The organism is Pedobacter sp. 22226, from assembly GCF_052045455.1.
Lineage (GTDB): Bacteria > Bacteroidota > Bacteroidia > Sphingobacteriales > Sphingobacteriaceae > Pedobacter > Pedobacter jeongneungensis.
Map to the genome: position 1 here is coordinate 1 of NZ_JBQEPB010000009.1, position 25619 is coordinate 25619.

A 25619-nucleotide genomic window follows, 5' to 3' on the forward strand; every position below is an offset into this window, starting at 1 on the left:
TTATCTGATGCAAAACTGGGCTTAAACAATAAGGTGGTTACCGTCGCCGGCGGACTTGCCCCGGGTGCAACCACAACCGATGTGGAGGTGTACACCTTAACCCAGGCCGATAAAGATTTAGGTACGGTAACCAATACCGCAACCGTAAATGCTAAAACCCTGGGCGGTGCAAATGTATCAGACGTTTCCGGAACAGCCGAAACCAACAATACACCAACCGTTACTACTTTCCCTAAATCGCCGGCAGCTGTTGATGATAAGGCGCAAACCGTTGCCAATGCACCGGTGGTAATCAATGTACTGGCAAATGATGATCCGGGCAATTCAACCTTCGATAAATTAACAGTCGAGATTGTAAGCCAGCCTAAACACGGTACCGTAAAAGTAAATGCCGATGGTACGGTAACTTACACCCCGGATCCGGGTTATGTGGGCGATGATGTGTTTACCTACCGTGTAAAAGATGCTTACGGCTATTACACCAATGTAGCATCCGTAACCTTAACGGCAAACTTCACCGGTATTACCATTCCAAACCTGTTTACGCCAAACGGCGATGGCATTAACGATACCTTCGAGATTGTTGGCCTAAACCAATACCAGGCCAACGAACTACAGATCGTAAACAGATGGGGTAATGAAGTATTCCATGCCAAAGGTTACCAGAACAACTGGACGGGCGAGGGATTAAACGAAGGTACTTACTACTACTTATTGCGTGTTAAAAAGGCAAACAGCGAGGAGTTCGAAGTGTACAAAGGTTACATCACATTAATCAGGGCGTTTAAAAAATAGGATAAGACTTAGTTCGGCCAGGTTTCTAAAACCAGGCCGAACACTAAGATGTTAAGATAATGAAGAAATTAATATGGTTAATAGCAGGTTCGTTTTTGTTGCTTTCGCGACCGGTATCTGCACAACAGGATGCCCAGTACAGTCAGTACATGTTTAACGGAATTTACATTAATCCTGCCTATGCGGGCTATAAAGAAGTACTCAATGTGCACAGCTTTTACCGTAGCCAATGGACGGGCATTACCGGAGCACCAAGGAGCATGTCGCTCGCAGTAGATGCCATTGCCAATAGCGGTAACGTGGGACTAGCCCTCCAGGTGGCCAGCGATAAACTGGGTGCGCAGAACAACCTGAGCATTTATGGCAACTATGCCTACCGCATCAGGATGAACGATGATGGCAGCTCGAGGTTAGCTTTAGGCCTTGGGGTAGGGATGGTTCAGCTGGGTATCGACGGTTCCATGCTCAACCCAAATAACCCGGAGCCTAACCAGCCTGTAGGCATGCAGAGTACCATTGTGCCCGATGCCAGGGCAGGGGTGTACTTCGCCAACGATAAATATTATGCCGGTTTCTCGGTAGATAACCTGATTGCCACTTACATCAATATCGACCGCTATGCCTTTATCCCACAGCCCAAACCACATTATTATCTAACCGCCGGGGCATTGTTCCCGCTTAACGAAGATTTTCAGATCAAACCTTCCTTCCTGTTAAAAGACGACCGTGGCGGCCCGACCAGTTTAGATGTAAATGCATTCTTAATGATTAAAGATTTCCTTTGGGTAGGCGGCTCTTACCGTACAGGTGTAAAGTTGTACGATAAAAGTTATCTTCAAAAAGACCTTACCCCGCGAAATTCAGCGGTAGCAGCAATCCAGATTTTTCCATCAGAGAAAATCAGGATCGGTTATGGATACGATTTCTCCGTTGGTCCGTTGCAGGGCTACAGCGGCGGAACGCACGAAATTTCTTTATCTTATTCATTCATCAAACCAAACATCAGGCTGGCAACTCCAAGGGTGTTTTAACCAAGTATTTCAGTATTTTTGACTAAATTATCCAAACAACATAATGAAGAAAATTTTAATAGGTACCTGCCTTTCTGCATATTGTTTACTAGCTTTCAATTTTTCAGCAAAAGCACAGTATGTACTCAAAGATGCCGATAAACAGTACGAGCTGTTTAATTATAGCAAGGCGATTGATTTGTACGAACAGGCCTATAAAAAGAAAAAATCCTTACACGTTGCAGAGCGCTTAGCCAGTGCCTATGCATTGGTTTATAACTACAAACAGGCCGAAAGCTGGTACGCCATTGCTTCTAAAATGCCGGAAAGCAAACCTGAAAATATTTTAGGCTATGCCAAAGCTTTACAAAGCAATTCGAAATACAGCGAAGCCAAACTTCAGTATTTAAATTACATCGATAAAAAGAAAGATGTATCCGAAAAACAACAGGCCGTTTTGATTGCTTCCTGCGATTCGGCTTTAAAATGGATCAAAAATCCTAAAAAAATCGAACTGATCAATCAGGTTGACTTAAACAGTGCGCAGTCTGACTGGGGTGCGGTTAATTACCAGGGCGGGGTAGTGTTTACTTCCGATAGGTCTGCCAAAGGTTTAGCATCAGAAGAAAGCAAACCTTTCCTGCGTTTCGACGGATCAAAAGAACCCGATAAACAGGTTTACGGCTGGACAGGTAACGGATATTTGAAACTGTATTTCAAAGCTTCACCAAAAGATAGCCTTCAATTATTTCCAATCAAAGCAGGAACAAGGTACCACGTAGGTTCCGCAAGTTTTACCACCGATGGCAAAACCATGTATTTTACCTTAACCCGGATCTCTAACGAGCTCGAAAAAGTAAAAAACAGGCCGAGTACCGTAAATGTAGAAATTTACAGCAGCACCAAAAATGCAGATGGTAAATGGAGCGAGCCGGTTTCTTTCGCCTATAACAATGTAAACGATTATTCTGTTGGCGATCCTTTTATCACCACTGATGGAAACAGCCTTTATTTTGCTTCCAACATGCCGGGCGGATTGGGCGGTACCGATATTTATGTATGTTTAAAAACCGATGCAGGCGAATGGGGTAAACCAATTAACCTGAAAGAAGTAAATACCGAAGGTAACGACCGCAGTCCTGTTTTTGATGAAAAAGATAACTTCTATTTCTCAAGCGATGGCAGGGTAGGCATGGGCGGACTGGATGTTTACCAGGCTTTGAGAGAAGGAGGTGGCATTGGTAAGGTCGAAAATATGGGTTATCCTTTTAACTCGCCACAGGATGATTTCGGCTTTAGCCTGAACGAAAAAGGCGGTATTGTGTACCTTTCTTCTAACCGCGATGGTGGTTTAGGTAGCGATGATATTTATACCATCGATCAGAAAATGATCCTGGCTTTTAAATTAGAGGGCCGCGTTTTTGATAAAAATACCAATCAGCCTATTGCAGGTGCATTGGTAACCTTAGCAAAAGTAAACGGATCGATCTTAAAAACAGAAACCGATGATAACGGGGGTTATAAATTTAATCTGGCCAAAGAAACCGAATACAATGTTTCAGCAGAAAAAACAGATTATCGGTCTGACGTAGAAAACCTGGCAACCATTGGTTTAACCACCTCAAGCGTACTTACCCAAAACCTGTATTTAGAAGGTGTGGTGATTGATAAAGCCATCAGGTTAGAAAACATTTACTACGATTTCGATAAGTGGAATATCCGCCCGGATGCTGCGGTTGAACTGGATAAGCTGGTTAAAATCATGAAAGATAACCCAACCATCTGGATCGAATTAGGTTCGCATACCGATAGCAGGGGTAAAGATAATTACAACCTAAACCTGTCGCAAAAAAGAGCTGAATCTGCTGTACAGTATATCATTTCAAGAGGGATCGATAAAAACCGCATTACCGCTAAAGGTTATGGCGAAACTCAATTGCTGAACAAATGTGCCAATGGAGTAGATTGTAGCGACGCCGAACACCAGTTAAACCGACGTACCGAGTTTAAAATTGTAAAACAATAGAACACAGATAAGGAAACAATATATTCAATTTTTTAGTATATGCCTCTGGTGAAAATCAGGGGCATTTTTTTGTTTCATCCGTGGTTCGTGTCCCCACGCACCACCGCGATGCATTAACTAAATATCTCCTCTGCTTAATTTTCTTAACTCCTTAATGATCAAAAATGATGGAAAATGTAAAATGGATGATGGAATAATTTAATGCTGTCCAAATAGATCTCTCCAATTCTTTAATCCCGTGGTTCGTGTCCCCACGCACCACCGCAATCCGCTAACTGAATATTTCCTCTGCTTAATTTTCTTAACTCCTTAATGATCAAAAATGACGGAAAATGTAAAATGGATGATGGAATAATTTAATGTTGTCTAAATAGATATCTCCAATTCTTTAATTCCGTGGTTCGTGTCCCCACGCACCACCGCGATGCGTTAACTGAATATTTCCTCTGCTTAACTTTCTTAACTTCTTAATGATCAAAAATGACGGAAAATGTAAAATGGATGATAGAATAATTTAATGCTGTCTAAATAGATATCTCCACTTCGCGTTGCTCCGGTCGGGATGACGATCTTTCTATTGGAATCTGTCAATGTGATAACTTAGCCCATTCCGTGGCTCGTGTCCCCACGCACCACCGCGATGCATTAACTGAATATCTTCTCTATTTAATTTTCTTAACTCCTTAATGATCAAAAATGATGGAAAATGTAAAATGGATGATGGAATAATTTAATGCTGTCTAAATAGATCTCTCCAATTCTTTAATCCCATGGTTCGTGTTCCAACGCACCACCGCGATGCGTTAACTAAATATTTCCTCTACTTAATGTCCTTAAGTTCTTAATGGTCAAAAATGATGGAAAATGTAAAATGGATGATGGAATAATTTAATGCTGTCCAAATAGATCTCTCCAATTCTTTAATTCCGTGGTTCGTGTCCCCACGCACCACCGCGGTGCATTAACTGAATATCTCCTCTGCTTAATTTTCTTAACTCCTTAATGATCAAAAATGATGGAAAATGTAAAATGGATGATGGAATAATTTAATGCTGTCCAAATAGATTTCTCCAATTCTTTAATCCCATGGTTCGTGTCTCCACGCACCACCGCAATCCGCTAACTGAATATCTCCTCTGCTTAATTTTCTTAACTCCTTAATGGTCAAAAATGACGGAAAATGTAAAATGGATGATGGAATAATTTAATGCTGTCTAAATAGATCTCTCCACTTCTTTAATTCCGTGGTTCGTGTCCTCACGCACCACCGCGATTCGTTAACTAAATATCTCTTCTGCTTAATTTTCTTAACTCTTTAATGATCAAAAAAAATAATGGAAAATGTAAGATGGAATAATTTAATGCTGTCTAAATAGTCTCTCCACTTCGCGTTGCTCCGGTAATCCTAATTCCGTGTTTCGTGTCCTCACGCACCACCGCGATTCGTTAGCTGAATATCTCCAATTCCGTAGCTCGTGTCCTTACGCACCACTGCGTTGTTTTCAGTGCCTTTAACCGAACCTTAATTTTAAAATTCATGCCTGCGCAGAAAGACAATTTTTAAAATTACTTCAAAAAATAAAACTAAAATAATTAGTATTATGTTTAAAAATTACTAAATTTAAATCAGCTTAAAACTAATAATATTAGTATTTTTGTTTTCAATCATCCCAATTGTATAGTAATGGAAAAAGAAAGGCAGATTATTCATATGGATCAAGATGCATTTTTTGTGTCGGTAGAAATCAGAAAAAATCCCAACCTAACAGGCAAACCTGTTATTATAGGCGGTGGCGGCGATCGGGGCGTGGTAGCCTCCTGCAGTTACGAAGCCCGTAAATACGGCATACATTCTGCGATGCCAGGCCGGACAGCTAAATTACTGTGCCCACAGGCCATATTTTTAAAGGGCGACATGGAAGAGTATTCCAAAGCATCACATGATATTACCGAAATCATTGCCGATAAAGTCCCGCTTTTTGAAAAAGCCAGTATCGACGAACATTATATCGATATGACCGGTATGGACCGCTTTTTTGGTTGCATGAAATTTGCTTCAGAACTGCGGCAAACCATTATAAGAGAAATGCGTTTACCCATTTCCTTTGGCTTGTCCATTAATAAAACGGTAGCAAAAATTGCCACTAACGAATCAAAACCGGGTGGTGAATTACAGGTTACCTATCCCGAGCTGCGCCCTTTTCTCGATCCCCTTGCCATCCATAAAATTCCCGGCATCGGTCATGCCACCTATAAAAAACTGAGCGAAATGGGCGTCCGCGAAATCCTTACCCTCACGCAGATTCCCCAACAGCTTATGTTTAAAATCTTGGGGCAGCACGGATTGAGCCTTTGGCAAAAAGCAAACGGAATCGATCTCGCACCCGTAGTACCTTACCGCGAAAGAAAATCGATCGGCACACAGGCTACTTTCGAAAGTGATACCATGGACATGTCCAAACTTAAAGCCATCATTACCGGCATGGTTACCGGACTTACTTTTCAGCTCCGCAACCAGAAAAAACTGACCGCCTGCATTACCGTAACCGTGCGTTATACCAATTTCGAAACCGTTACACAGCAGGAGCGGATCCCTTACACCTCGCTCGATTCACTGCTAATCAGCAAGGCACACAGTCTATTCGAAAAAGTATATTCCAAGCGGATGTTACTGCGTTTGGTGGGCGTTAAATTGTCGCATCTGGTAAGCGGTTACGAACAGATCGGCCTGTATAATATCGCCGAAGAAGAATATAGTCTTTACCAGGCCATGGATAAAGTGCGCAATAATTATGGTGCCGAAGCCGTAGTAAAAGCCTGTATTGTTACCCAGCCACCCCGCGATGAACAGGGGAAAATAATCAAGTACAATCCACGAAAAAAGAAAGTACTGCTTAAAAATACTGAAGAAGAAGAGCCAAATCAGGAGCCGGAAGTAAGAAAACGTTCAAAAATCAGGAGTTTTATGAGCGAAAAAGGAATAACAGGTACTAAATCTTACGAATAGTTATGTTTTTGAATGTACATTCTTCTTACAGCCTGAAATATGGTACACAGAGCATCGATCAGCTTATTGCTACTGCGCGGCATTTGGGGATCCATCAGATGGTATTAACCGATATAAACAATTCAACCGGGGCGGTAGAATTTATCCGCGAGTGCTACAAACAGGGTATTGCCAAAGAAGCAGACGAAATACACAGAGGCAACATTCCTTACCAGATCAAACCTGTGGCCGGGATCGAATTTAGGATCGGTAACAAGTTGTTGTATGTCGGGATTGCCAGAAATAAGGAAGGTATGCGCGAGCTGAACGAGTTTTTAAGTCACCATAACATTTATCATATCCCATTGCCGGAAGTTCCGCCCGAAATGGAAAATGTGTACATCATTTATCCCTTTCAAAAAACTTTTAACCAAACATTAAAAGAGAACGAATTCGTAGGCATCCGGGGCAAACAGCTCAATTTTTTGTATGGGCATCCGATTTTAAAACAGAAAGAAAAATTATTGGTATGGCATCCCGTTACCGTGGGCGATAAAATTACTTACCGGCTGCACGAATATTTAAGGGCAATAGAACTCAATACCCTTTTAAGTAAAGTGCCCGATGAGCAAAAATGCAATCCCGACGAATTTTTGATCCCCGAAGCAATCCTCACGCAGCAATTTGAGCAGTATCCTTTTATTGTTCAAAACACACAAAAGTTGATCAATAGTTGCGATTTAAGTGTTTATTTTGAAGATACGCCCACGCCTTCCTCAAAAAATAAGTTTTTTTATACAGCTAATTTCGATGGTGATAAAAAGATGCTCCGCGAACTGGCCGAAAAAGGACTTAGAGACCGTTATGGTGATAACAATGCCATTGCCATTAAGCGGTTGGAAAAAGAACTGCGGATTATCGAACTTAAAAACTTTTGCGCCTATTTCCTCATTACTTATGATATTGTACGTTATGCCATGGAAGATTGCGGTTTTTACCACGTAGGCCGTGGTTCTGGTGCTAACAGCATTGTAGCGTATTGTTTGCGCATTACCGATGTAGATCCCATTGATCTGGACCTTTATTTCGAACGTTTTCTGCACGAAAAAAGAACAAGTCCGCCGGATTTTGATATCGATTTTTCATGGGACGAAAGGGAAACCATACAGCAATATATTTTTGACCGTTATCCCAAATGGCATGTGGCTTTTTTGGGCACCATGAGTACTTTTAAAGACCGCGCAATCATCAGGGAAATTGGCAAGGTAATGGGCTTACCTAAAGAAGAAATAGATAGTTTTACCGATCCCACCAAAGAACGCGAAAACCTGCTCAATGCCACTTACCAGAAATTATTGGCTGTGCACCGCTACATGAAAAGTATGCCTAACCAGCGCTCTATCCATGCCGGGGGGATCCTGATCTCGCAGGAGCCAATTACCTATTATACCGCATTAGATATGCCGCCAAAAGGTTTTCCAACGGTGCAATGGGACATGTACGAAGCCGAAGCCATAGGTTACGAAAAATTCGATATTTTGAGTCAGCGGGGCATTGGGCACATCCGTGAGGCCGTGCAATTAATTAAAAAGAATAGAGGAAAAGAGGTCGATATCCACGATTTTCCAAAGTTTAAAAAAGATCAGAAGCTAAATAATATTCTTAAAGAAGGACAACCTATCGGATGTTTTTACATCGAATCGCCGGCCATGCGGCAACTGCTTAAAAAGCTAAAATGTGATGATTACCTTACCCTGGTGGCGGCCAGCTCCATTATCCGCCCGGGAGTAGCCAGCTCAGGCATGATGAAATCCTATATCGAGCGCTATCATGCGCCCGAAAAAGTAGTGTACCTCTGTGACGTGATGAAAGAGCGGCTTGGCGAAACCTATGGTGTAATGGTTTATCAGGAAGATGTAATTAAAGTTTGCCATTATTTTGCAGGTCTGGATCTGGCCGATGCCGATATCCTCCGCAAGGCCATGAGTGGTAAATACCGGTCTAAACTCGCTTTTGAAGAGTTGGTGAACAAATTTAAAGTTTCGGCCAGGAACCAGGGGCATTCCGAAGAACTGGTTAACGAAGTATGGCGGCAGATTTCATCTTTTGCGGGTTATAGTTTTTCTAAGGCACATTCGGCCTCATTTGCCGTAGAAAGTTATCAGAGCCTTTACTTAAAAACCTATTACCCTAAGGAGTTTATGGTTGCGGTGCTCAATAATTATGGTGGTTTTTATAGTCGCTGGGTATATGTGCACGAACTGCAAAAAGCAGGCGCGAGGGTGCATCTGCCCTGTGTTAATCAAAGTGATGAAGTGGTAACCATAACAGGCGAAGATGCCCATCTGGGTTTCATTGGCATTCAGGGTTTGGAAGAAAAAAACATTAAAATTATTCCTCAGGAACGCAAAGCAAACGGGCCATATCTCGATCTCGAAGACTTTGTGAAACGAACCTGCGTTTCGCTCGAACAGGCCATTCTCTTAATCCGCCTGGGTGCATTTCGCTTTACTGGGAAAGACCGCAAAACCCTGCTTTGGGACGTGCACAATTACCTTGGCTTTAAACAGAAAAAGGTAAACCATGCTGAGCTTTTCAAGCTGAGTTACAAAACTTATGAGCTGCCTGCATTAATGGATTCGGAACTCGAAAATGCCTATACCGAACTCGAACTACTGGGGTATCCGCTTAATTATAAAATGTTCGATTTTTTAAAAACACCTTACCGCGGTGATGTAATGACAGCCGATCTGCACAAATATTTAGGTAAAACCGTAAGGATGGTAGGTAATTATGTATGTGAAAAAACAGTGCATACCATTAAAAATACCAAAATGTGGTTCGGTACCTTTTTAGATGCAAACGGCGATTTCTTCGATACCACCCATTTCCCTAACACCACACCGATGTACCCTTTTAAAGGAAAAGGCTGTTACCTCATTTTAGGTAAAGTGGTTGAAGATTTCGGATTCCAGAGCATTGAAGTATTAAAGTTTGCCAAGCTGGATATCCAGATGAACCCGGTGGCGATTGATTAAAAAATAAGGATTCGTCATTCCCAACTTGATTGGGAATCTTAATGCAATAAGCTTTAAAATTCATGCCTACGCGGGAAGGATGATATTAAACTTATATGTTCTTAAATGCCTCCTATGGTACAAACAATAAAGCTCAACTGTTATAAATTTCAAATACATTCTAAATATCATGAGCCGAATAATTTAGCTAATCGGCTCATAAAATGGCTTTTTTTTGAGCCGAATAAGATTTTCTTTAAGAGATCGTCATTGCGAGGAGGCTTTTCAGCCGACGAAGCAATCTTACAACGGTAGCTACTAGCTTGAGGTTTAAGGTTCCCGCCTGCGCGGGAATGACTGGTAGACCGATAAATTCTTTCTAGTTACAGATCTCTCCGTTTCGCGTTGCTTCAGTCGAGATGACGATTCCTCTATGAAGAGTATCTATTGCTAAGGATTTTATCATTTACCAGTTAAAACATAATTTTTTATATTTAAACCATGATCCACTTTAAAGCAGAAATAGAACGTTTCGAAGCCATGGGCGAAAAAACCGGCTGGAGTTATGTATTTATTTCTGCTGCTTTAGCCAGCGAAATGAAGCCAGGTTGCAAAAAGAGTTTCAGGGTAAAAGGGAAAATAGATCAGGTTGAGGTAGCGGGACTGGCAACCATCCCAATGGGCGAGGGCGATTTTATTATTGCCTTAAAAGGCGAACTCCGTAAAAAACTAAAAAAAGAAGCAGGAGCAGCTATCGAACTGTATTTAGAAGAAGATAAAGATTTTAAGATCGAAATGCCTGAGGATCTCGAAATCTGCCTTTCGGAAGAAGAACACCTCATCCGGAATTTCTTAAAACAACCTAAATCACACCAGAATTATTACATCAACTGGATCAATCAGGCGAAAACCGAAGCCACACGCACAAAACGACTTACCATGACGGTTAAAGCAATGGATAAGGAACAGGATTTCGGCGCAATGATGAGGGAAAGTAAGTTGTAAGTTTGGAATTTTGAGTGCGGAGTTTACAAAGAGCAGAAACATTTAACGGTTAAATTCAAATTTCTGAGCTTGGGACGATTGACATTTGGCAACTCTCAACTCCAGTCTTCCGGCTCCAAACTTAAACCTTCCGACTATAATTTCTAAACCAACTGTTCATTTTCATTTGAATAACCCCCAGAAAGGCCTCTCTAAAAATTTTGGTACTCATTTTAGAAGTTCCTTCGGTACGGTCGGTAAAGATAATAGGCACTTCGACTACCTTAAAACCGAATTTAATGGCGGTAAATTTCATTTCGATCTGAAAGGCGTAGCCTACAAATTTAATTTTGTTGAGCGGAATGGTTTCTAACACGATTTTGCGGTAACATTTGAAACCAGCAGTAGCATCCTGAATATTAATTCTTGTAATGAAGCGTACGTACATCGAAGCGAAGTACGACATTAAAACCCTGCCCATTGGCCAGTTTACCACATTTACACCTTTTACATAACGCGAACCTATGGCTACATCTGCACCATTTACACAAGCTTCGCGTAAACGGGCCAAATCATCCGGGTTGTGTGAGAAATCGGCATCCATTTCGAAAATGTAAGGGTATGCCCTTTGTAAAGCCCAGTTAAAACCATAAATATATGCTGTACCCAGACCTTGTTTACCTGCACGTTCTTCGATAAAAAGATGCCCGTCGTATTCGGCCTGTAATGATTTTACAATTTCGGCAGTTCCATCCGGCGAACCATCATCAATAATTAAAACGTGAAAAGGCTGGGTTAAAGAAAAAACCTTTCTAATGATCTTTTCGATATTTTCCTTCTCGTTGTAGGTGGGAATGATGACTAAACTATCTGACACGTTTGTTGTGGTTTTTTAATAAGGTAAGCTCCTGCTTTTGTGTTTATACGATGCGCTTTGCTTTCAAAAGGCGAAAGTAAAGATTTAATATGAAATCATCATGAATTTTCTTTTGTTGGTATGGATTTGTATCCGGACCTTATCTGTTAGATTTCTCCACTGCGGTCGAAATGACGATTCTATTAAACCTGCGCAGAATTAGAATTTAAGGCACTGAACCATTGTACCTAAACCCGATCGTAGTGGAAAGCCCGCAGACCGAAGCATGAGGGCGATGACTTGTAACGAAGAGCGGGACAGCAGGCCTCTAAGAACTACTGTCCGCCCATTTTCTAATAGAAATCCTAAACTCGTGTTTCTGGATCTTTTTAAATAGATTTCTCCACTGCGGTCGAAATGACGATTCTATTAAACCTGCGCAGAATTAGAATTTAAGGCACTGAACCATTGTACCTAAACCCGATCGTAGTGGAAAGCCCGCAGACCGAAGCATGAGGGCGATGACTTGTAACGAAGAGCGGGACAGCAGGCCTCTAAGAACTACTGTCCGCCCATTTTCTAATAGAAATCCTAAACTCGTGTTTCTGGATCTTTTTAAATAGATTTCTCCACTGCGGTCGAAAATGACGATTCTATTAAGATCTGCGCAGAATTAGAATTTAAAGCACTGAACCATTGTACCTAAACCCGATCATAGTGTAAAGCCCGCAGACCGAAGCATGAGGGCTAGGACTTGTAACGAAGAGCGGGACAGCAGGCCTCCAATAACGACTGTCCGCACATTTTCTAATAGTAATCGTTATACTGAACTTGTTTCAGGATCTTTTTAAAATAGATTCTCCACTGCGGTCGAAATGACGGATCTATTAAAACCTGCTCAGAATTAGAATTTAAGGCACTAAACCATTGTAACGAAGAGCGGGACAGCAGGCCTCCAAGAATTACTGTCCGCACATTTTCTAATAGTAATCGTCATCCTAAACTCGCGTTTCAGGATCTTTTTGAATAGATTTCTCCACTGCGGTCGAAATGACGGATCTATTAAGATCTGCGCAGAATTTGAATTTAATGCTCTGAACCATTGTACCTAAACCCGATCATAGTGTAAAGCCCGCAGACCGAAGCATGAGGGCGAGGACTTGTAACGAAGAGCGGGACAGCAGGCCTCCAAGAACGACTGTCCGCACATTTTCTAATAGCTATCCTAAACTCGCGTTTCAGGATCTTTTTAAATAGATTTCTCCACTGCGGTCGAAATGACGGATCTATTAAGATCTGCGCAGAATTTGAATTTAATGCTCTGAACCATTGTACCTAAACCCGATCATAGTGTAAAGCCCGCAGACCGAAGCATGAGGGCGAGGACTTGTAACGAAGAGCAGGACAGCAGGCCTCCAAGAACTACTGTCCGCCCATTTTCTAATAGAAATCCTAAACTCGCGTTTCAGGATCTTTTTAAATAGATTTCTCCACTGCGGTCGAAATGACGGATCTGTTCTTACCTCACTTCCTGCATTAAGCGCCTTACCAGTTGCGAAAAAATAATGAGTGCCAGGCCTGCAATTAAGGAGTACAAGGCCAGGGCTTTATAACCTTCGGTATAGGCCATCAATTTGGTGGTTAACGAAGCATGATCAATACTCGACATTTCTGCACCGAGTTTACCTGCAGCCAATTGTCCGAAAGCACTCGATAAAAACCAGAGCCCCATCATCATCCCGAACATTTTCTTAGGTGATAGTTTGGTAATAATCGACATTCCGATCGGACCTAAGCAAAGCTCGCCAAGCGTTAACAACAAATAGGCAAACGTAAATACATTAAGCGAACTAATTCCCTGTGCATTGGCAAAGAACCTGGTGGCATAAAAAACGTAAAAACTTAAGGCCAGTAATAGGAAACCGATTCCAAATTTTACAACTGTATTCGGTTCTATTTTACGTTTGTAGAGGCCTAACCATAAAATACCTACAATGGGACTAAAAACGATCACAAAAAATGAATTTGCGCTATTGTTAACCACATTGGGATCCATATTGAGGAATAGAATTTTATGGTCGAGGTTATCTTTAGCAAACAGGGACAATGAACCACCGCTTTGTTCGGATATGGCCATAAAAATGAAATAACAGAAAATGAATACAAAGGCTGCGAGCAATTTATATTGTGCTGTTTTATCTTTTATGCTAAACGTTTCGTACAGGAAATAAATCATAGCAATAATACCGATGGTGTACATGAAATAATCCGTAAAGGCCGTATTTTTTACCATGATGTAAATCAATGGAATACAGACTATTGATCCTGCATAAACAGCGATTTCTGATAATTGCTGTTTTGATTTTTTGAGGTGGAGCAATGGGGAATTTCCTATCGGACCCAGGTATTTTTTAGTAAAAATAAAGGTACCTAAACCAAACATCATCACCAGGGCAGCAGATAAGAAACATAAATGCCAGTTATAATATTTACCCAGATAAATACACATGGCGCCGCCCAAGAGGCCTCCAACGTTAATGCCAGCGTAAAAAAGTCCGTAGCCAGCATCTCTTCGGTTATCTTTTTCATGGTAAAGCTCGCCTACCATTGAAGATACATTGGGTTTGAAAAAACCTGTACCAATGATGGATAGGGTAATACCTACGTAAAAAAGGTCGTGAGGAGAAAATGCCAAAACAAGATTACCGATAATCATGAGTGAACCGCCCCAAAAAAGCGATTTCCTGAAACCCAGGATCTTATCGGCGAAAATGCCGCCAATAAAAGTGAAAGCATACACAAAAGCCTGGATGGCACCATATTGCAGGTTCGATTTCTGATCGCTCAAACCCAGCTGATCTACCATAAAAAAGGCCAGTACACCCCGCATACCATAAAAACAGAAACGTTCCCACATTTCTACCAGCGATAAGTGCCAGAGTTGCTTCGGGTATTTTCCTTCAAAATTCTGGATCTCTTCTATTGAAACTGTTTTTTCCATTAAAATAGGTTTAAAAATTAAAAGCCCGATCGGAGCCGGGCTTTCTATATGGTTGTGTTTTAAATTAGTCCAGAATATCCTGGTGCATCATTTTTTGCAGTTTTTTGGTAATTGCAAATAAGATAAGCGACGCAATGCCGGCCATTACCACAAACATCATAAAAAACTCGTACAACGAATTAATCTGGATGCCTAAAATAGATTGATATTCGAAAGGAATTTTTAAATCTTTCAATTTTGCCAGTTCTGCAGCACTTGGTGTAACCGTTTTAGATAAAATTGGTTGAAGGTTAATACCTGCATCAGCAGCCTGTTTAATTTCTGCTGTTCCCGGAGGATATAAACTACTTAAAATTCCGGCAAATTTGTTGGCAGCAGCATTGGCTAAAAACCAAACCGCCATTAACAGCGAACCGAATTTTAACGGTGCCAGTTTATTTACCAAAGATAAACCGATAGGAGACAGGCAAAGCTCGCCACACGTATGCAAGGCGTACATCCCGATTAACCACATCATGCTTACTTTGACTGACGATGATACATCTTTAACGCCAAAAGCAATCCATAAATAACCTAAAGCAAGTAAGAATAAACCTAATGCCATTTTAGTTGGTGATGATGGTTCGTTTTTACCTAATTTAATCCATAGCCAGGCAAAAATCGGTGCAAATGTTACTACAAAAATAGAATTTAACGAAGCAAAAATACTTGCAGGCACGGTAATAAAGCCTAAATCTCGTTGTGTTTGTTCTGCTGCGAAGAAAGTTAGAGAAGCACCAGCCTGTTCAAAGGCACTCCAGAAAAAGATAACGAAAAAGGCAACGATAAAAATTACACCAATACGTTGTTTTTCGATAATACTCAACGATTTATTGGAAAAGATAATAAAAGCAATAAACAGTACCGAAGCCACCAATAAATAGGTTAAAAAACTGAATACTTTTGCATCAATATAAAATAAACCAATCATTAATGCAGAAAAAGCTGCCAGACCAAAACCAATAACCAGTGGGTTTAAAGCCGCTTTAGGTGTCCCTGCAGGAACAACGCCTAACTCTTTACCATCAGGTGCTACCACATATTTTTTCTGAAATAAGATTTGTACCAGAACACCTAAAAGCATGGCTACACCTCCTGCAAAAAATGCCCATTTAAAATCTAACGGATTTCCGGTATCGCCTAAAAAACCACAAACGATAGGGCCTAATGCACCACCAACGTTTATACCCATGTAAAAAATGGTATAAGCCGCATCGCTTCTTTTATCGCCTTTAGGATATAACTGACCAACCAGCGAAGAAATATTTGGTTTAAAAAAACCATTTCCGGCAATCATAAAGCCAAGACCTGTAAAAAACAGAAAGGCCGACAGAGATGGATTACTGTGGAACAGTGTTGCGCAGAAGAAAAGTACAAACTCACCAAGGGCCATCATTAATCCACCGGTGATAATCGATTTTTTATTCCCCCAGTAGCGGTCGGCAATGTAGCCACCAATTAGCGGTGTTAAGTAAACTAAGCCGGTATAACTACCATAAAGGTTAGAAGCAAAAGCTTTATCAAATAACAGGGCTTTGGTCATAAACAGCACAAGGATTGCCCGCATGCCGTAATAGTTGAAACGCTCCCACATTTCTGTGGCAAATAACACGTATAAACCCTTGGGATGGCCTTTAGATTGATTTGGTATTGATGTCATATTCAGTATTTTAGTTTGTTTGTTGTTGAATGTGATAAAATTTTATTTAATGCCGTATGCTTTCATGATGTTATTTAACCATTTTAATAACACCAGGCCAATTACTGCCGAAGCCATTAGCAGCGAGAAGTTTACCCAAAAGAAATTGGATTTGTCTTCGTAAGTATCCCAAAGGGTAGCCAGTACGCCAGAAAGTTTATTGCCGATTGAGGTAGAGACAAACCAGCCGCCCATCATTAAAGAGGTGATCCTAACCGGGCTTAGTTTTGATACCAATGATAAACCCATCGGACTTAAAAAGAGTTCGCCAATGGTAATGATACCGTAAGTGCCCATCAGCCAGAGTACCGAAACTTTTTCGGATCCGTTTTTACCGATATAAACAGCTGTAATCATCACCAGGACAGAAATTGCGGATATGAATATGCCGAATATGATTTTACTTGCCGTGCTCGGTTCTTTGCCTCTGCTGCGTAGCCAGGTAAAAAAGGCAACAACCAATGGCGTTAACAGGATTACCCAGGCCGGATTAATGGATTGGCTTAAATTTGTAGCCCATAATTCTACCCCTTCGCCTTCTTTTGGCAATTCTGCCGCGGGTACATTTTTAAAATAAACAGGATAATTGTATTCTTTCTGCACCACACCATCTACTTTTTGCAAACGGAAAGCATGATCGTAAAGTGCCAAGCTGTCTTTTTTGTAAACTAAATTTTGTGACAGGCTTAAGTTTGAAAAAGTGTTTTTTGCGGTAGGATTGGTGAGGCTCCGGTCGGTATAGCGGTCGGCCCAGGTAGTTAAAGCGGTACCGTTTTGTTTAAATACGGCCCAGAATAATATTACGACTACAAAAATGGTTAACAAAGCTGCAATCGGCCGTTTTTCTTCTTTACTGGCTTTAAAAAATAACGTGCTGTAGAAATAAATTACCGGAAAACAGGCAAATATAAAAGCATCGGTGCTGGTAGAGCCTACTAATGGGTGACCAATTGATTTTGTTGGCAACACCCAGCCGATAACACCTGCAATTACAGAGGGTAGGAGAATGAGTAAGCAAATTTTAAGGAAAGGCATATCACCATCAACCATTCCTTTTTTAATATCGAAAGCCCGGTAATGCTTTAGTCCCATAGTAAAAACCGCTACCCCAATAAACATGCCCACGCCGGCGGCGAAAAATGCATATTCCCAGCCCAGCATAATGTATAGGGCCGCGCCAAAAAAGTTGCATATAAACGCACCAACGTTAATACCCATGTAGAAAATATTATAACCGTCGTCTTTTTTAGCCTGATACTCAGGGGTTGAATAAATATTGCCCAATAAAGTAGAAATATTGGGTTTAAAAAAGCCATTTCCCAAAATAACAAGGGTCATGGCCAGGTAAAGCATGGGCAAACTGTGCACGCCCATTAAACAATAGCCTACACCCATCATGAGGCCGCCAATAATGATCGATTTGGCATAACCGAGGTATCTATCAGCAAGTAAGCCACCTAAAAATGGTGTTAAAAATACCAGGGCGATAAATGTTCCGTACAAATCAGCTGATTCTGCCTCAGTCATGGCAAAACCTGCTTTCACATCCTTTAAATAAAGCGTAAAAATGCCGATCATTAAATAGTAACCAAAACGTTCCCACATTTCTGATAAAAAAAGGAATTTTAAGCCTTTAGGATGTTTGGTTTGGTTTGTTGCGGGCATTTAGGAAAAGTTTTTAGGGCGCAATATAGCGAGTGGAGGCCATTCTGGCAAATTTTTAAACCATATGGCAGGTAAATGATTTGTTAAGCCTGGTTAAAAATCAGAACTTTCTGATGGGTTTTACATTTTTTTTGGGGTCTGCATAAAGCTCGTCGTTTGCGTTCGGATCGTTGTTAAGTACCAGTTCTTCCTGGAGTTTTAATTTACCGCCAATAATTTTGAAACCGTCAAAAGTTCCGTCCGATCCATAATATTCGAACCTTCCTTTTATTTCAGGATCAAAAGATGCCAGGTGATCGAATATAATCATTCCTGCCTTCATATCCGTTTTCAAGGTCATGGCATTCGATTTTGCATATTCGAATATTAGCCTGTTCTTTCCCTTTAGTTCTTTTCCGTCAAAAACTGGCGCACCCAAAGTGAGGGTTTCCTTATCAAACGAAAGAATTTCGATCACTTTTTTAGTAGTTGCCTGTGTATTGCCTTTCCAGCCCAAAAGCACATAATAAGGCAACTGGTTTCCACTCGTTACCGGAATTATTTCATAATACCTCGCTCCAAACCATTTCTGGTTATTGGTGATGATATTAGGATCGTTCAGGTTTTCGGTCTGATCGATGAGCGGAAACAATTTTAACGGACCGCTTTTGGTATTCATCTGGATGGCGCCATAATAGCGGTAAGAACCATTTTCTAATTGAACATACCAGCTCAAAATCCTGAAAGCCTGATCAGGAGATTTAATTACCGATACATTTTTTAGCGAATCGAATGGGAATGAAAAAGAATTTGGCATTTTTAGTGCCTCTACCAGGGTTTTTACAAACCTGCTATTGAATTCCGTTTTTTGAGCATCGCTTTGCGCGGCAACAGTATTTGCTGATATTTTGATCAGCGTATCCTGAAAAACACCCAGTTTGCTGGCAACCTGCTGCGCTTTCAGGTTAAAGCTCAGCAGGGCCAGAATTAAAAATATGTTGAACTTGAAAAACTTCATGCGTATCTAAGATAGCTAAAACTTCCAGATTATAACTTTTCGATCACTAATGCACTGGCACCACCACCACCGTTACAAATACCGGCAACACCAATTTTTCCATCGTTCTGTGCCAGTACTGAAAGCAGGGTAACTACTATTCTTGCGCCCGATGCACCCAGCGGGTGACCTAAAGAAACTGCGCCACCATTAACATTTACCTGGTTTTCGTTTAAATTTAATAATTGGTTGTTTGCTAACGATACTACAGAAAAAGCTTCGTTAATTTCGAAAAAATCAACATCCTTAATGTCTACATTTGCTTTGTGTAAAGCTAGCGGAATGGCTTTTGAAGGTGCTGTGGTAAACCATTCTGGTGCCTGTTGTGCGTCAGCATAGCCTAAAATTTTAGCCAATGGTGTTATACCCAGCTCTTTTGCTTTATCAGCACTCATTAAAACCAAAGCGGCTGCACCATCATTTAAGGTAGAAGCATTTGCCGCGGTTACCGTTCCATCTTTTTTAAAAACGGGTTTTAACGAGGGGATTTTATCAAATTTAACAGCTGTAGGTTCATCGTCGGTATCAACCAAGGTGATTTCACCTTTACGGTCTTTTACCTCTACCGCTACAATTTCTCCGGCAAATTTGCCCGAAGTTTGTGCAGCTTGTGCTCGTTTGTAAGATTCTATTGCGAAATGATCCTGTGCCTCTCGACTGATGTTACATTCTGTAGCACAAAGTTCGGCTGCAGAGCCCATGTGGTAATCGTTGTACACATCCCAAAGTCCATCTTTTACCAGTCCATCGGTTAACTGTCCATGGCCTAAACGGTAACCATTTCTGGCTTTATCAAGGTAATAGGGTACATTGCTCATGCTTTCCATACCCCCGGCCACAATAATATCATTGTCGCCATTGGCAATACTCTGTGCGGCAAGCATAATGGCTTTAGTGCCTGATGCGCATACTTTATTAATGGTAGTTGCAGGTAAATCAGGTAAACCGGCGGCTTTTGCAGCTTGTGTGGCTGGTGCCTGACCTAAATTGGCCGATAACACATTGCCCATATATACTTCCTGGATCTGTTCTGGTTTTAAGCCGGCTTTTTCGATGGCGGCCCTGATAGCGAAGCCTCCAAGCTGAGTAGCAGAAAATTGGGCCAATGAGCCTCCAAAACTTCCAATAGGGGTTCTTACAGCTGATACAATTACAACTTCTTTCATGTACAAAATTTTTAATGAATTTTTGGTTAGGCCGCTAAGTTAATTAAACCGCTCATGTTTCCAAAACCTGCAGGCTTTAAAATAACTTACTGCAAATGATTTTAGCACCTTCTGATCATAATAAATTTTAAGGTTCTATGTAAACCTATGAGGTTTGTTAAATAGGAAATAATTTTTTGGGAGAACGCTTGCGCTCGTTTCCAAACGAGTGCATAAATAGCTATACGATTCTATCGTGGTAAATGTAAAATTATTTAACGCTTGTTAGAAACGAGCGTCAGCTCGGTGGTCAATTTTTTTTGGAAATGCTTGGTTCGGTGTTTATGGCAGGCCTGTGGGTTTTGCGTTAGGGATTGTAAGGGTTCAGTACCGGTTCTTCATCGGTACCGGAGCGCAGCGCAGCCCTGCAAAGCCCGCCCCCCTGTGGAACGCCCATATTATTTGCAATTTACAATTTGCAGCTTACCGGTGCCTTGACCTTTGAAAGTTCAAAAAATCCAGTTGAATGTTGCATATCTGCATCTACTATCTTTTAGTCTATTCTTCTTTCGCCTTACCTTTTTTCCTGGATTTTAAGGCCTGGGTAAGCAGAAACTCAATCTGCCCGTTGGTGCTCCTGAACTCATCTGCAGCCCAGATTTCTACTTCTTTTAATAAAGCAGGACTTATTCTTAATACAAAAGCTTTTTTATCTTTCTCCGCCATTCTTATTGTATTGCTTGTATATTATACCTCGTTTTTAAATTTAGGAGGAACATTTCCAGCTCTTCTATTTTATTGGAACTGAACAAAAGTTTTTTTCCATTTTTAAATTCCAGTTGCAAGCCCCTGTTTTTATCGTTTAAAATGAAAGCCTTATCTTTAAGTTTAAACCATAAACGCGTTTTAACACCGTAACCGCCGTATTCAGAAAATGCATCATATTTGCGGATGTATGCTTTTTCAATGCTCATCCAATGGAAATGGCTCGGCTTGAAATGGAAAGGGAAGTAGCGGTAAGATAAACCCTGAGCATTTATTTTTAAGGTCAACTTATTTTGCTGCACTATAAAAATGATTAAAAATGGCAGAAAAACGGCCAATAATGGAGCAAAATACATTTTTTGCAACTCTGACAGGCTTGGTCCGTTTTTCTGGAAGATCAATATCGCCAATGTCGGGAATATTGTTACCCCGGTTATAAGATATAACCACCAGATTTTTAAGCCTTGTTTCTCCTCAAATTCCATCGCTTAATTATATAAGGTACCGGTATTTACTACAGGTTGCACATGGCGGTCGCCACAAAGTACCACCAGTAAATTACTTACCATGGCTGCTTTGCGTTCTTCATCCAGTTCTACAATGCCTTTTTGTGATAATTTCTCTAAAGCCATTTCTACCATGCCTACGGCGCCTTCTACAATTAATTTACGGGCTGCAATTACAGCTGTGGCCTGCTGACGCTGTAACATGGCGCTGGCAATTTCGGGCGCATAAGCCAAATGCGAAATCCTTGCTTCCAGAACTTCAATCCCTGCTCTTGATAAACGTTCATTCAGTTCATTTTCCAGTAATTCGCTTACTTTTTCGGCGCCATCTTTTAGCGTAATACTGGTTTCCTCGCCTTCGGCATGATCGTAGGGGAAAATGTTGGCTAAATGCCTTACCGCGGCTTCGCTCTGGATATTTACATACTGCATATAATTTTCTACAGAGAAAACTGCTTTGGCTGTTTCGTTCACTTTCCATACCACCACCGCGGCAATTTCGATCGGGTTACCCAGTTTATCGTTTACTTTTAACTGCTGCCCGTTAAGGTTATTTGCTTTTAACGATAACCTTCTTTTGGCGGTTAAGGGGTTTACCCAGAAAAATCCATCAGCTTTTACCGTGCCCAGGTATTTCCCAAATAAGGTTAATACCATCGATTGGTTGGGGTTGATGATTAAAAAGCCCGGGAAGATTAAAAATATATCCACAGCCAGTAAAATCCCTCCCCATAAAAAGATTTCTGAAACAAAACATAAAATTGAAGCCACCAATAAAGCAATGCTTATGGCGAAAGTTAAATACCCAGAAGGAGGGCTGATGATTTTTTCCTGATACATAATTGATATTAATTTGATATCATAAAGTAAAATATAAAATCTGGTAATTGCAAACAAAATCCCCAAAATGTATATTAGATAAAAATGTTATTTTTGACAATACAATAATTATATCGTTTTGGCCAAAATCAAGAGAAATTCCCATAAAATCCTTTACCGGAAATATTCATCAAACCTGAAGTATGTAATGATGATATTTACCGTTTTCATTATTACGCTGTTCCTTCCGAAACAACCGAGATTCAGGTATGAATTTGAAAAAAATGCAGTCTGGAAAAATAAAGATCTGATTTCTCCTTTCAGTTTTGCGATTTTAAAAACGAACCCGCAGGTAAGTGCCGACAAAAAGAATGCGTTAAAAGATATTTTGCCGGTTTACCAACTCGACAGGGGGATTACCGCAACAGCATTGGATGAATTTGGAAACGAATTTGATATTAAGTGGAAATCGAAGCAGCTTGATGAAAAAGAAAAGGAAGCTTATAAAGCTGCAGCCTACCGTTTGCTGCAGAATATTTACCAGAAAGGAATTATCGGATTAAATGTAAAACACCAGGCAGGCGGGAAAAACTACGATTTCTCTCTGCTGGAAAATAATGTGGCACAGGAAAAAAATACACAGGATGTTTTTACAGCCGAAACGGCACTTAACTTTTTTAAAGAAAATTTTAAAGCGCCCAACCCGGTAATGGGCGATTTGGTGGCCAACCTGGCCATTGATCATATTACGCCGAATATTGTATTTGATGAGCGTTTAACGCAAACCATACAGGATAATACCATCAATAATATTTCGACCACTAAGGGGATGGTACAAAAAGGGGAGTTGATTGTAGCCAAGAACGATGTAATTGATGAAGAAATTTACCAGAAACTCGAATCGTACAAGGCAACTTACGATGCACAGACCAAAACCATTGGCAGCAGGGCGCTGGTTTACCTCGGTCAGGTGGTGTTGGTGGGTTTCATCCTGACCATATTAATGTCGTTCCTTTTTCTTTTCAGGAAAGATATTTTTGCCGATAACCGTCAGCTTTCTCTTATATTAATTGTAACCACCGGAATGTTACTGGCCTTAACCTGGGCCATTAAAATGGAAATCCCGAGTTTATATTACATTCCGTTTTGTGTGGTGCCGATTATCATCAGGATTTTATTTGATACGCGTTTGGCACTTTACCTGCACATGCTGGTAATTTTGATCGCCGGGTTTTTTGTAGCCAACAGTTTCGAATTTGTATTTTATCAGGTTACCGCCGGTATGGTGGCCATATTCAGCATTAAAAACTTTGTTAAACGCGAAAGATTTTTGGTTTCGGCTTTATTTATATTGCTGGCTTACTTTGTTTCCTTTGTGGGGATTGCCTTGCTGCGCGAAGGATCTTTCCGCGAAATCGAGTGGATTAATTTTATTCCTTTTGTTTTCAGCGTACTCTTGTCGCTTTTGGCTTATCCGTTAATTTACCTTTTTGAACGGATTTTTGGTATCACCTCAGATGTAGCATTGATCGAATTAACCAATACCAATAATAAATTGTTAAGGGAGCTTGCCTTTAAAGCACCAGGAACGTTTCAGCATTCGTTACAGGTGGCTAACCTTGCGGAGGCAGCCATATTTAAAATAGGCGGTAATTCTGTACTGGTAAGGGCAGGAGCATTATATCATGATATCGGTAAAGTAGACAATCCGCAATACTTTATCGAAAACCAGAATACCGCTGTAAGTCCGCACGATAAATTGCCTTACGAGCAAAGTGCACAGATTATTATTCAGCACGTACATAAAGGAATTGAGATTTTAAGGAAAAACCAGATTCCAGAAGCCATTATCGATTTCATCAGAACGCACCATGGAAATACCCGGGTGGATTATTTTTATCAGTCGTTTTTGAAGAATTCTCCCGAAAAATTTGTTGATGAAAACATTTTCCGCTACCCCGGACCGATCCCTTTTAGTAAAGAAACCGGGGTGTTGATGCTGGCAGATTCGGTCGAAGCTGCTTCAAGAAGTCTGAAAAATCCCGATGCGCAGAACATAAATGACCTGGTTGAACGCATAATCAACTACAAATTGGAACAAAATCAGCTTGATGATTGCGATTTAACGTTAAAAGATATTGAAACTATCAAATTGATATTCAAGACGATGCTGATGAGTATCTATCATGTGCGCATAGATTATCAACAATTATCATAATTTTTTTTTGCAGAATAACTTGTTTTACTATATTTGCAGACCTCAAAACAACGCCGGTAGGGCGAAAAGAAGAGGTTGAAAGGAGAGGTGCCTGAGTGGCCGAAAGGAACAGTTTGCTAAACTGTCGTACTGGTAACGGTACCGCGGGTTCGAATCCCGCCCTCTCCGCAGAAATAAAAATAAATGTAAATAAAAACGGAATTATCAATTTAAAACCGTCAATTTGCAATCCCTCCGAAAGAGGAAAAAGAAGATACCAAGTTCGGGATGTAGCGTAGCCCGGTATCGCGCCTGCTTTGGGAGCAGGAGGTCGTAGGTTCGAATCCTGCCATCCCGACAAAAAGTTTATCCCCTTTTAAAATAGGATTAAAAAAAAGATCGATACCAAGTTCGGGATGTAGCGTAGCCCGGTATCGCGCCTGCTTTGGGAGCAGGAGGTCGTAGGTTCGAATCCTGCCATCCCGACAAAAAGTTTATCCCCTTTTAAAACAGGATAAAAAAAAAGATCGATACCAAGTTCGGGATGTAGCGTAGCCCGGTATCGCGCCTGCTTTGGGAGCAGGAGGTCGTAGGTTCGAATCCTGCCATCCCGACGAAACAAGGACGCAAAATCCAACAAAGACCCTTTAAACTAAACATTTAAGGGGTTTTGTAATTTTAAGACATTGGGCGAATAAATTCTACAGGTTTATTTTTATTGTAAAAATTTGTACTTTTATTTATCTAAATTTAAAATCCCATGCTCAGGAAAACGCTCCTCTTCACAATCCTGGCCTTTAGCGGCTTTGGCAGCTTATCTGCCCGAAATATTTTTCACCGTATCAATGCTGCGCCTGTTACAGCTTGCATCAATAAACTGACTGGTTATCGGATAAGCGGAGATATTATTTTATAACTAATCCTGATTGTTGATTCAAGAAACTGCTTTTCTGAAAAGAAATTCAGGCAATTAACCTGTCCTGAACGTTTAAAACAGCCAGAAAATGCTATTCTGCTAATCAAAAATAAGCCCTGTCAAAATTCATCCAATTTATAAAAACTAAAAAAACACC

At 40.8% G+C, this 25619-nt stretch carries 16 protein-coding genes and 4 tRNA genes; 11 read left to right on the forward strand and 9 right to left on the reverse strand.

Annotated elements, in window-relative coordinates:
* The 6 genes from ACTJKC_RS19610 to ACTJKC_RS19635 all read left to right on the forward strand — a co-directional run.
* The coding region (locus ACTJKC_RS19610) for a gliding motility-associated C-terminal domain-containing protein (RefSeq protein WP_440794565.1) at positions 1 to 795 on the forward strand (795 nt) is incomplete at its 5' end.
* 59 nt (positions 796 to 854) lie between these two features.
* Positions 855 to 1826: a PorP/SprF family type IX secretion system membrane protein gene (locus ACTJKC_RS19615; RefSeq protein WP_440794567.1), complete on the forward strand. Its 972-nt coding sequence runs from the start codon at positions 855 to 857 to the stop codon at positions 1824 to 1826.
* Between the two features lie 43 nt (positions 1827 to 1869).
* The gene (locus tag ACTJKC_RS19620; RefSeq protein WP_440794569.1) at positions 1870 to 3831 is read left to right on the forward strand and encodes an OmpA family protein; all 1962 of its coding nucleotides are present in this window, start codon (positions 1870 to 1872) and stop codon (positions 3829 to 3831) included.
* A 1684-nt stretch (positions 3832 to 5515) separates the two neighbouring features.
* The gene (dinB, locus tag ACTJKC_RS19625; RefSeq protein ID WP_440794571.1) at positions 5516 to 6838 is read left to right on the forward strand and encodes a DNA polymerase IV; all 1323 of its coding nucleotides are present in this window, start codon (positions 5516 to 5518) and stop codon (positions 6836 to 6838) included.
* Between the two features lie 2 nt (positions 6839 to 6840).
* A complete protein-coding gene (locus ACTJKC_RS19630; protein WP_440794573.1) occupies positions 6841 to 9855 on the forward strand; it encodes a DNA polymerase III subunit alpha in 3015 nt (1004 codons plus the stop codon).
* 480 nt (positions 9856 to 10335) lie between these two features.
* Positions 10336 to 10839 (forward strand): YdeI/OmpD-associated family protein, encoded by a 504-nt coding sequence (locus ACTJKC_RS19635; RefSeq protein WP_440794575.1) that lies wholly within the window; start codon positions 10336 to 10338, stop codon positions 10837 to 10839.
* A gap of 121 nt (positions 10840 to 10960) precedes the next feature.
* Here the strand turns inward: ACTJKC_RS19635 and ACTJKC_RS19640 are convergent, their stop codons facing one another.
* The 9 genes from ACTJKC_RS19640 to ACTJKC_RS19680 all read right to left on the reverse strand — a co-directional run bounded on the left by ACTJKC_RS19640 (position 10961) and on the right by ACTJKC_RS19680 (position 22370).
* Complete coding sequence (locus ACTJKC_RS19640) at positions 10961 to 11695, reverse strand: polyprenol monophosphomannose synthase (RefSeq protein WP_440794577.1); 735 nt, start codon at positions 11693 to 11695, stop codon at positions 10961 to 10963.
* A gap of 1498 nt (positions 11696 to 13193) precedes the next feature.
* The gene (locus ACTJKC_RS19645) at positions 13194 to 14675 is read right to left on the reverse strand and encodes a peptide MFS transporter (protein WP_440794579.1); all 1482 of its coding nucleotides are present in this window, start codon (positions 14673 to 14675) and stop codon (positions 13194 to 13196) included.
* Between the two features lie 64 nt (positions 14676 to 14739).
* The gene (locus tag ACTJKC_RS19650) at positions 14740 to 16374 is read right to left on the reverse strand and encodes a peptide MFS transporter (protein WP_344853627.1); all 1635 of its coding nucleotides are present in this window, start codon (positions 16372 to 16374) and stop codon (positions 14740 to 14742) included.
* Positions 16375 to 16416: 42 nt separating this feature from the next.
* Positions 16417 to 18078, reverse strand: a complete 1662-nt coding sequence (locus ACTJKC_RS19655) for a peptide MFS transporter (RefSeq protein ID WP_440794581.1) — start codon at positions 18076 to 18078, stop codon at positions 16417 to 16419.
* 100 nt (positions 18079 to 18178) lie between these two features.
* Positions 18179 to 19075, reverse strand: a complete 897-nt coding sequence (locus ACTJKC_RS19660) for a hypothetical protein (protein ID WP_440794583.1) — start codon at positions 19073 to 19075, stop codon at positions 18179 to 18181.
* Between the two features lie 29 nt (positions 19076 to 19104).
* Positions 19105 to 20280, reverse strand: coding sequence for an acetyl-CoA C-acyltransferase (locus tag ACTJKC_RS19665; RefSeq protein WP_440794585.1), 1176 nt, complete (start codon positions 20278 to 20280; stop codon positions 19105 to 19107).
* A gap of 537 nt (positions 20281 to 20817) precedes the next feature.
* On the reverse strand, positions 20818 to 20985 hold the full coding sequence (locus tag ACTJKC_RS19670; RefSeq protein WP_115401408.1) for a ribbon-helix-helix domain-containing protein: 168 nt from the start codon (positions 20983 to 20985) through the stop codon (positions 20818 to 20820).
* Between the two features lie 2 nt (positions 20986 to 20987).
* Positions 20988 to 21509 (reverse strand): hypothetical protein, encoded by a 522-nt coding sequence (locus tag ACTJKC_RS19675; protein WP_440794587.1) that lies wholly within the window; start codon positions 21507 to 21509, stop codon positions 20988 to 20990.
* Between the two features lie 3 nt (positions 21510 to 21512).
* Entirely contained in the window at positions 21513 to 22370 is an 858-nt protein-coding gene (locus tag ACTJKC_RS19680; RefSeq protein ID WP_344853633.1) for an SPFH domain-containing protein, read from the reverse strand.
* A gap of 190 nt (positions 22371 to 22560) precedes the next feature.
* On the opposite strand from ACTJKC_RS19680, the gene ACTJKC_RS19685 reads away from it, so the two are divergent.
* The 5 genes from ACTJKC_RS19685 (at position 22561) to ACTJKC_RS19705 (ending at position 25160) form a co-directional block, all read left to right on the forward strand.
* Positions 22561 to 24567: an HD family phosphohydrolase gene (locus ACTJKC_RS19685; protein ID WP_344853745.1), complete on the forward strand. Its 2007-nt coding sequence runs from the start codon at positions 22561 to 22563 to the stop codon at positions 24565 to 24567.
* A gap of 81 nt (positions 24568 to 24648) precedes the next feature.
* A tRNA-Ser gene (locus ACTJKC_RS19690) sits at positions 24649 to 24735 on the forward strand.
* Positions 24736 to 24830: 95 nt separating this feature from the next.
* A tRNA-Pro gene (locus ACTJKC_RS19695) sits at positions 24831 to 24904 on the forward strand.
* Between the two features lie 54 nt (positions 24905 to 24958).
* A tRNA-Pro gene (locus ACTJKC_RS19700) sits at positions 24959 to 25032 on the forward strand.
* Positions 25033 to 25086: 54 nt separating this feature from the next.
* Positions 25087 to 25160: transfer RNA gene (locus ACTJKC_RS19705), tRNA-Pro, on the forward strand.
* The last annotated feature ends 459 nt before the right edge of the window (positions 25161 to 25619 follow it).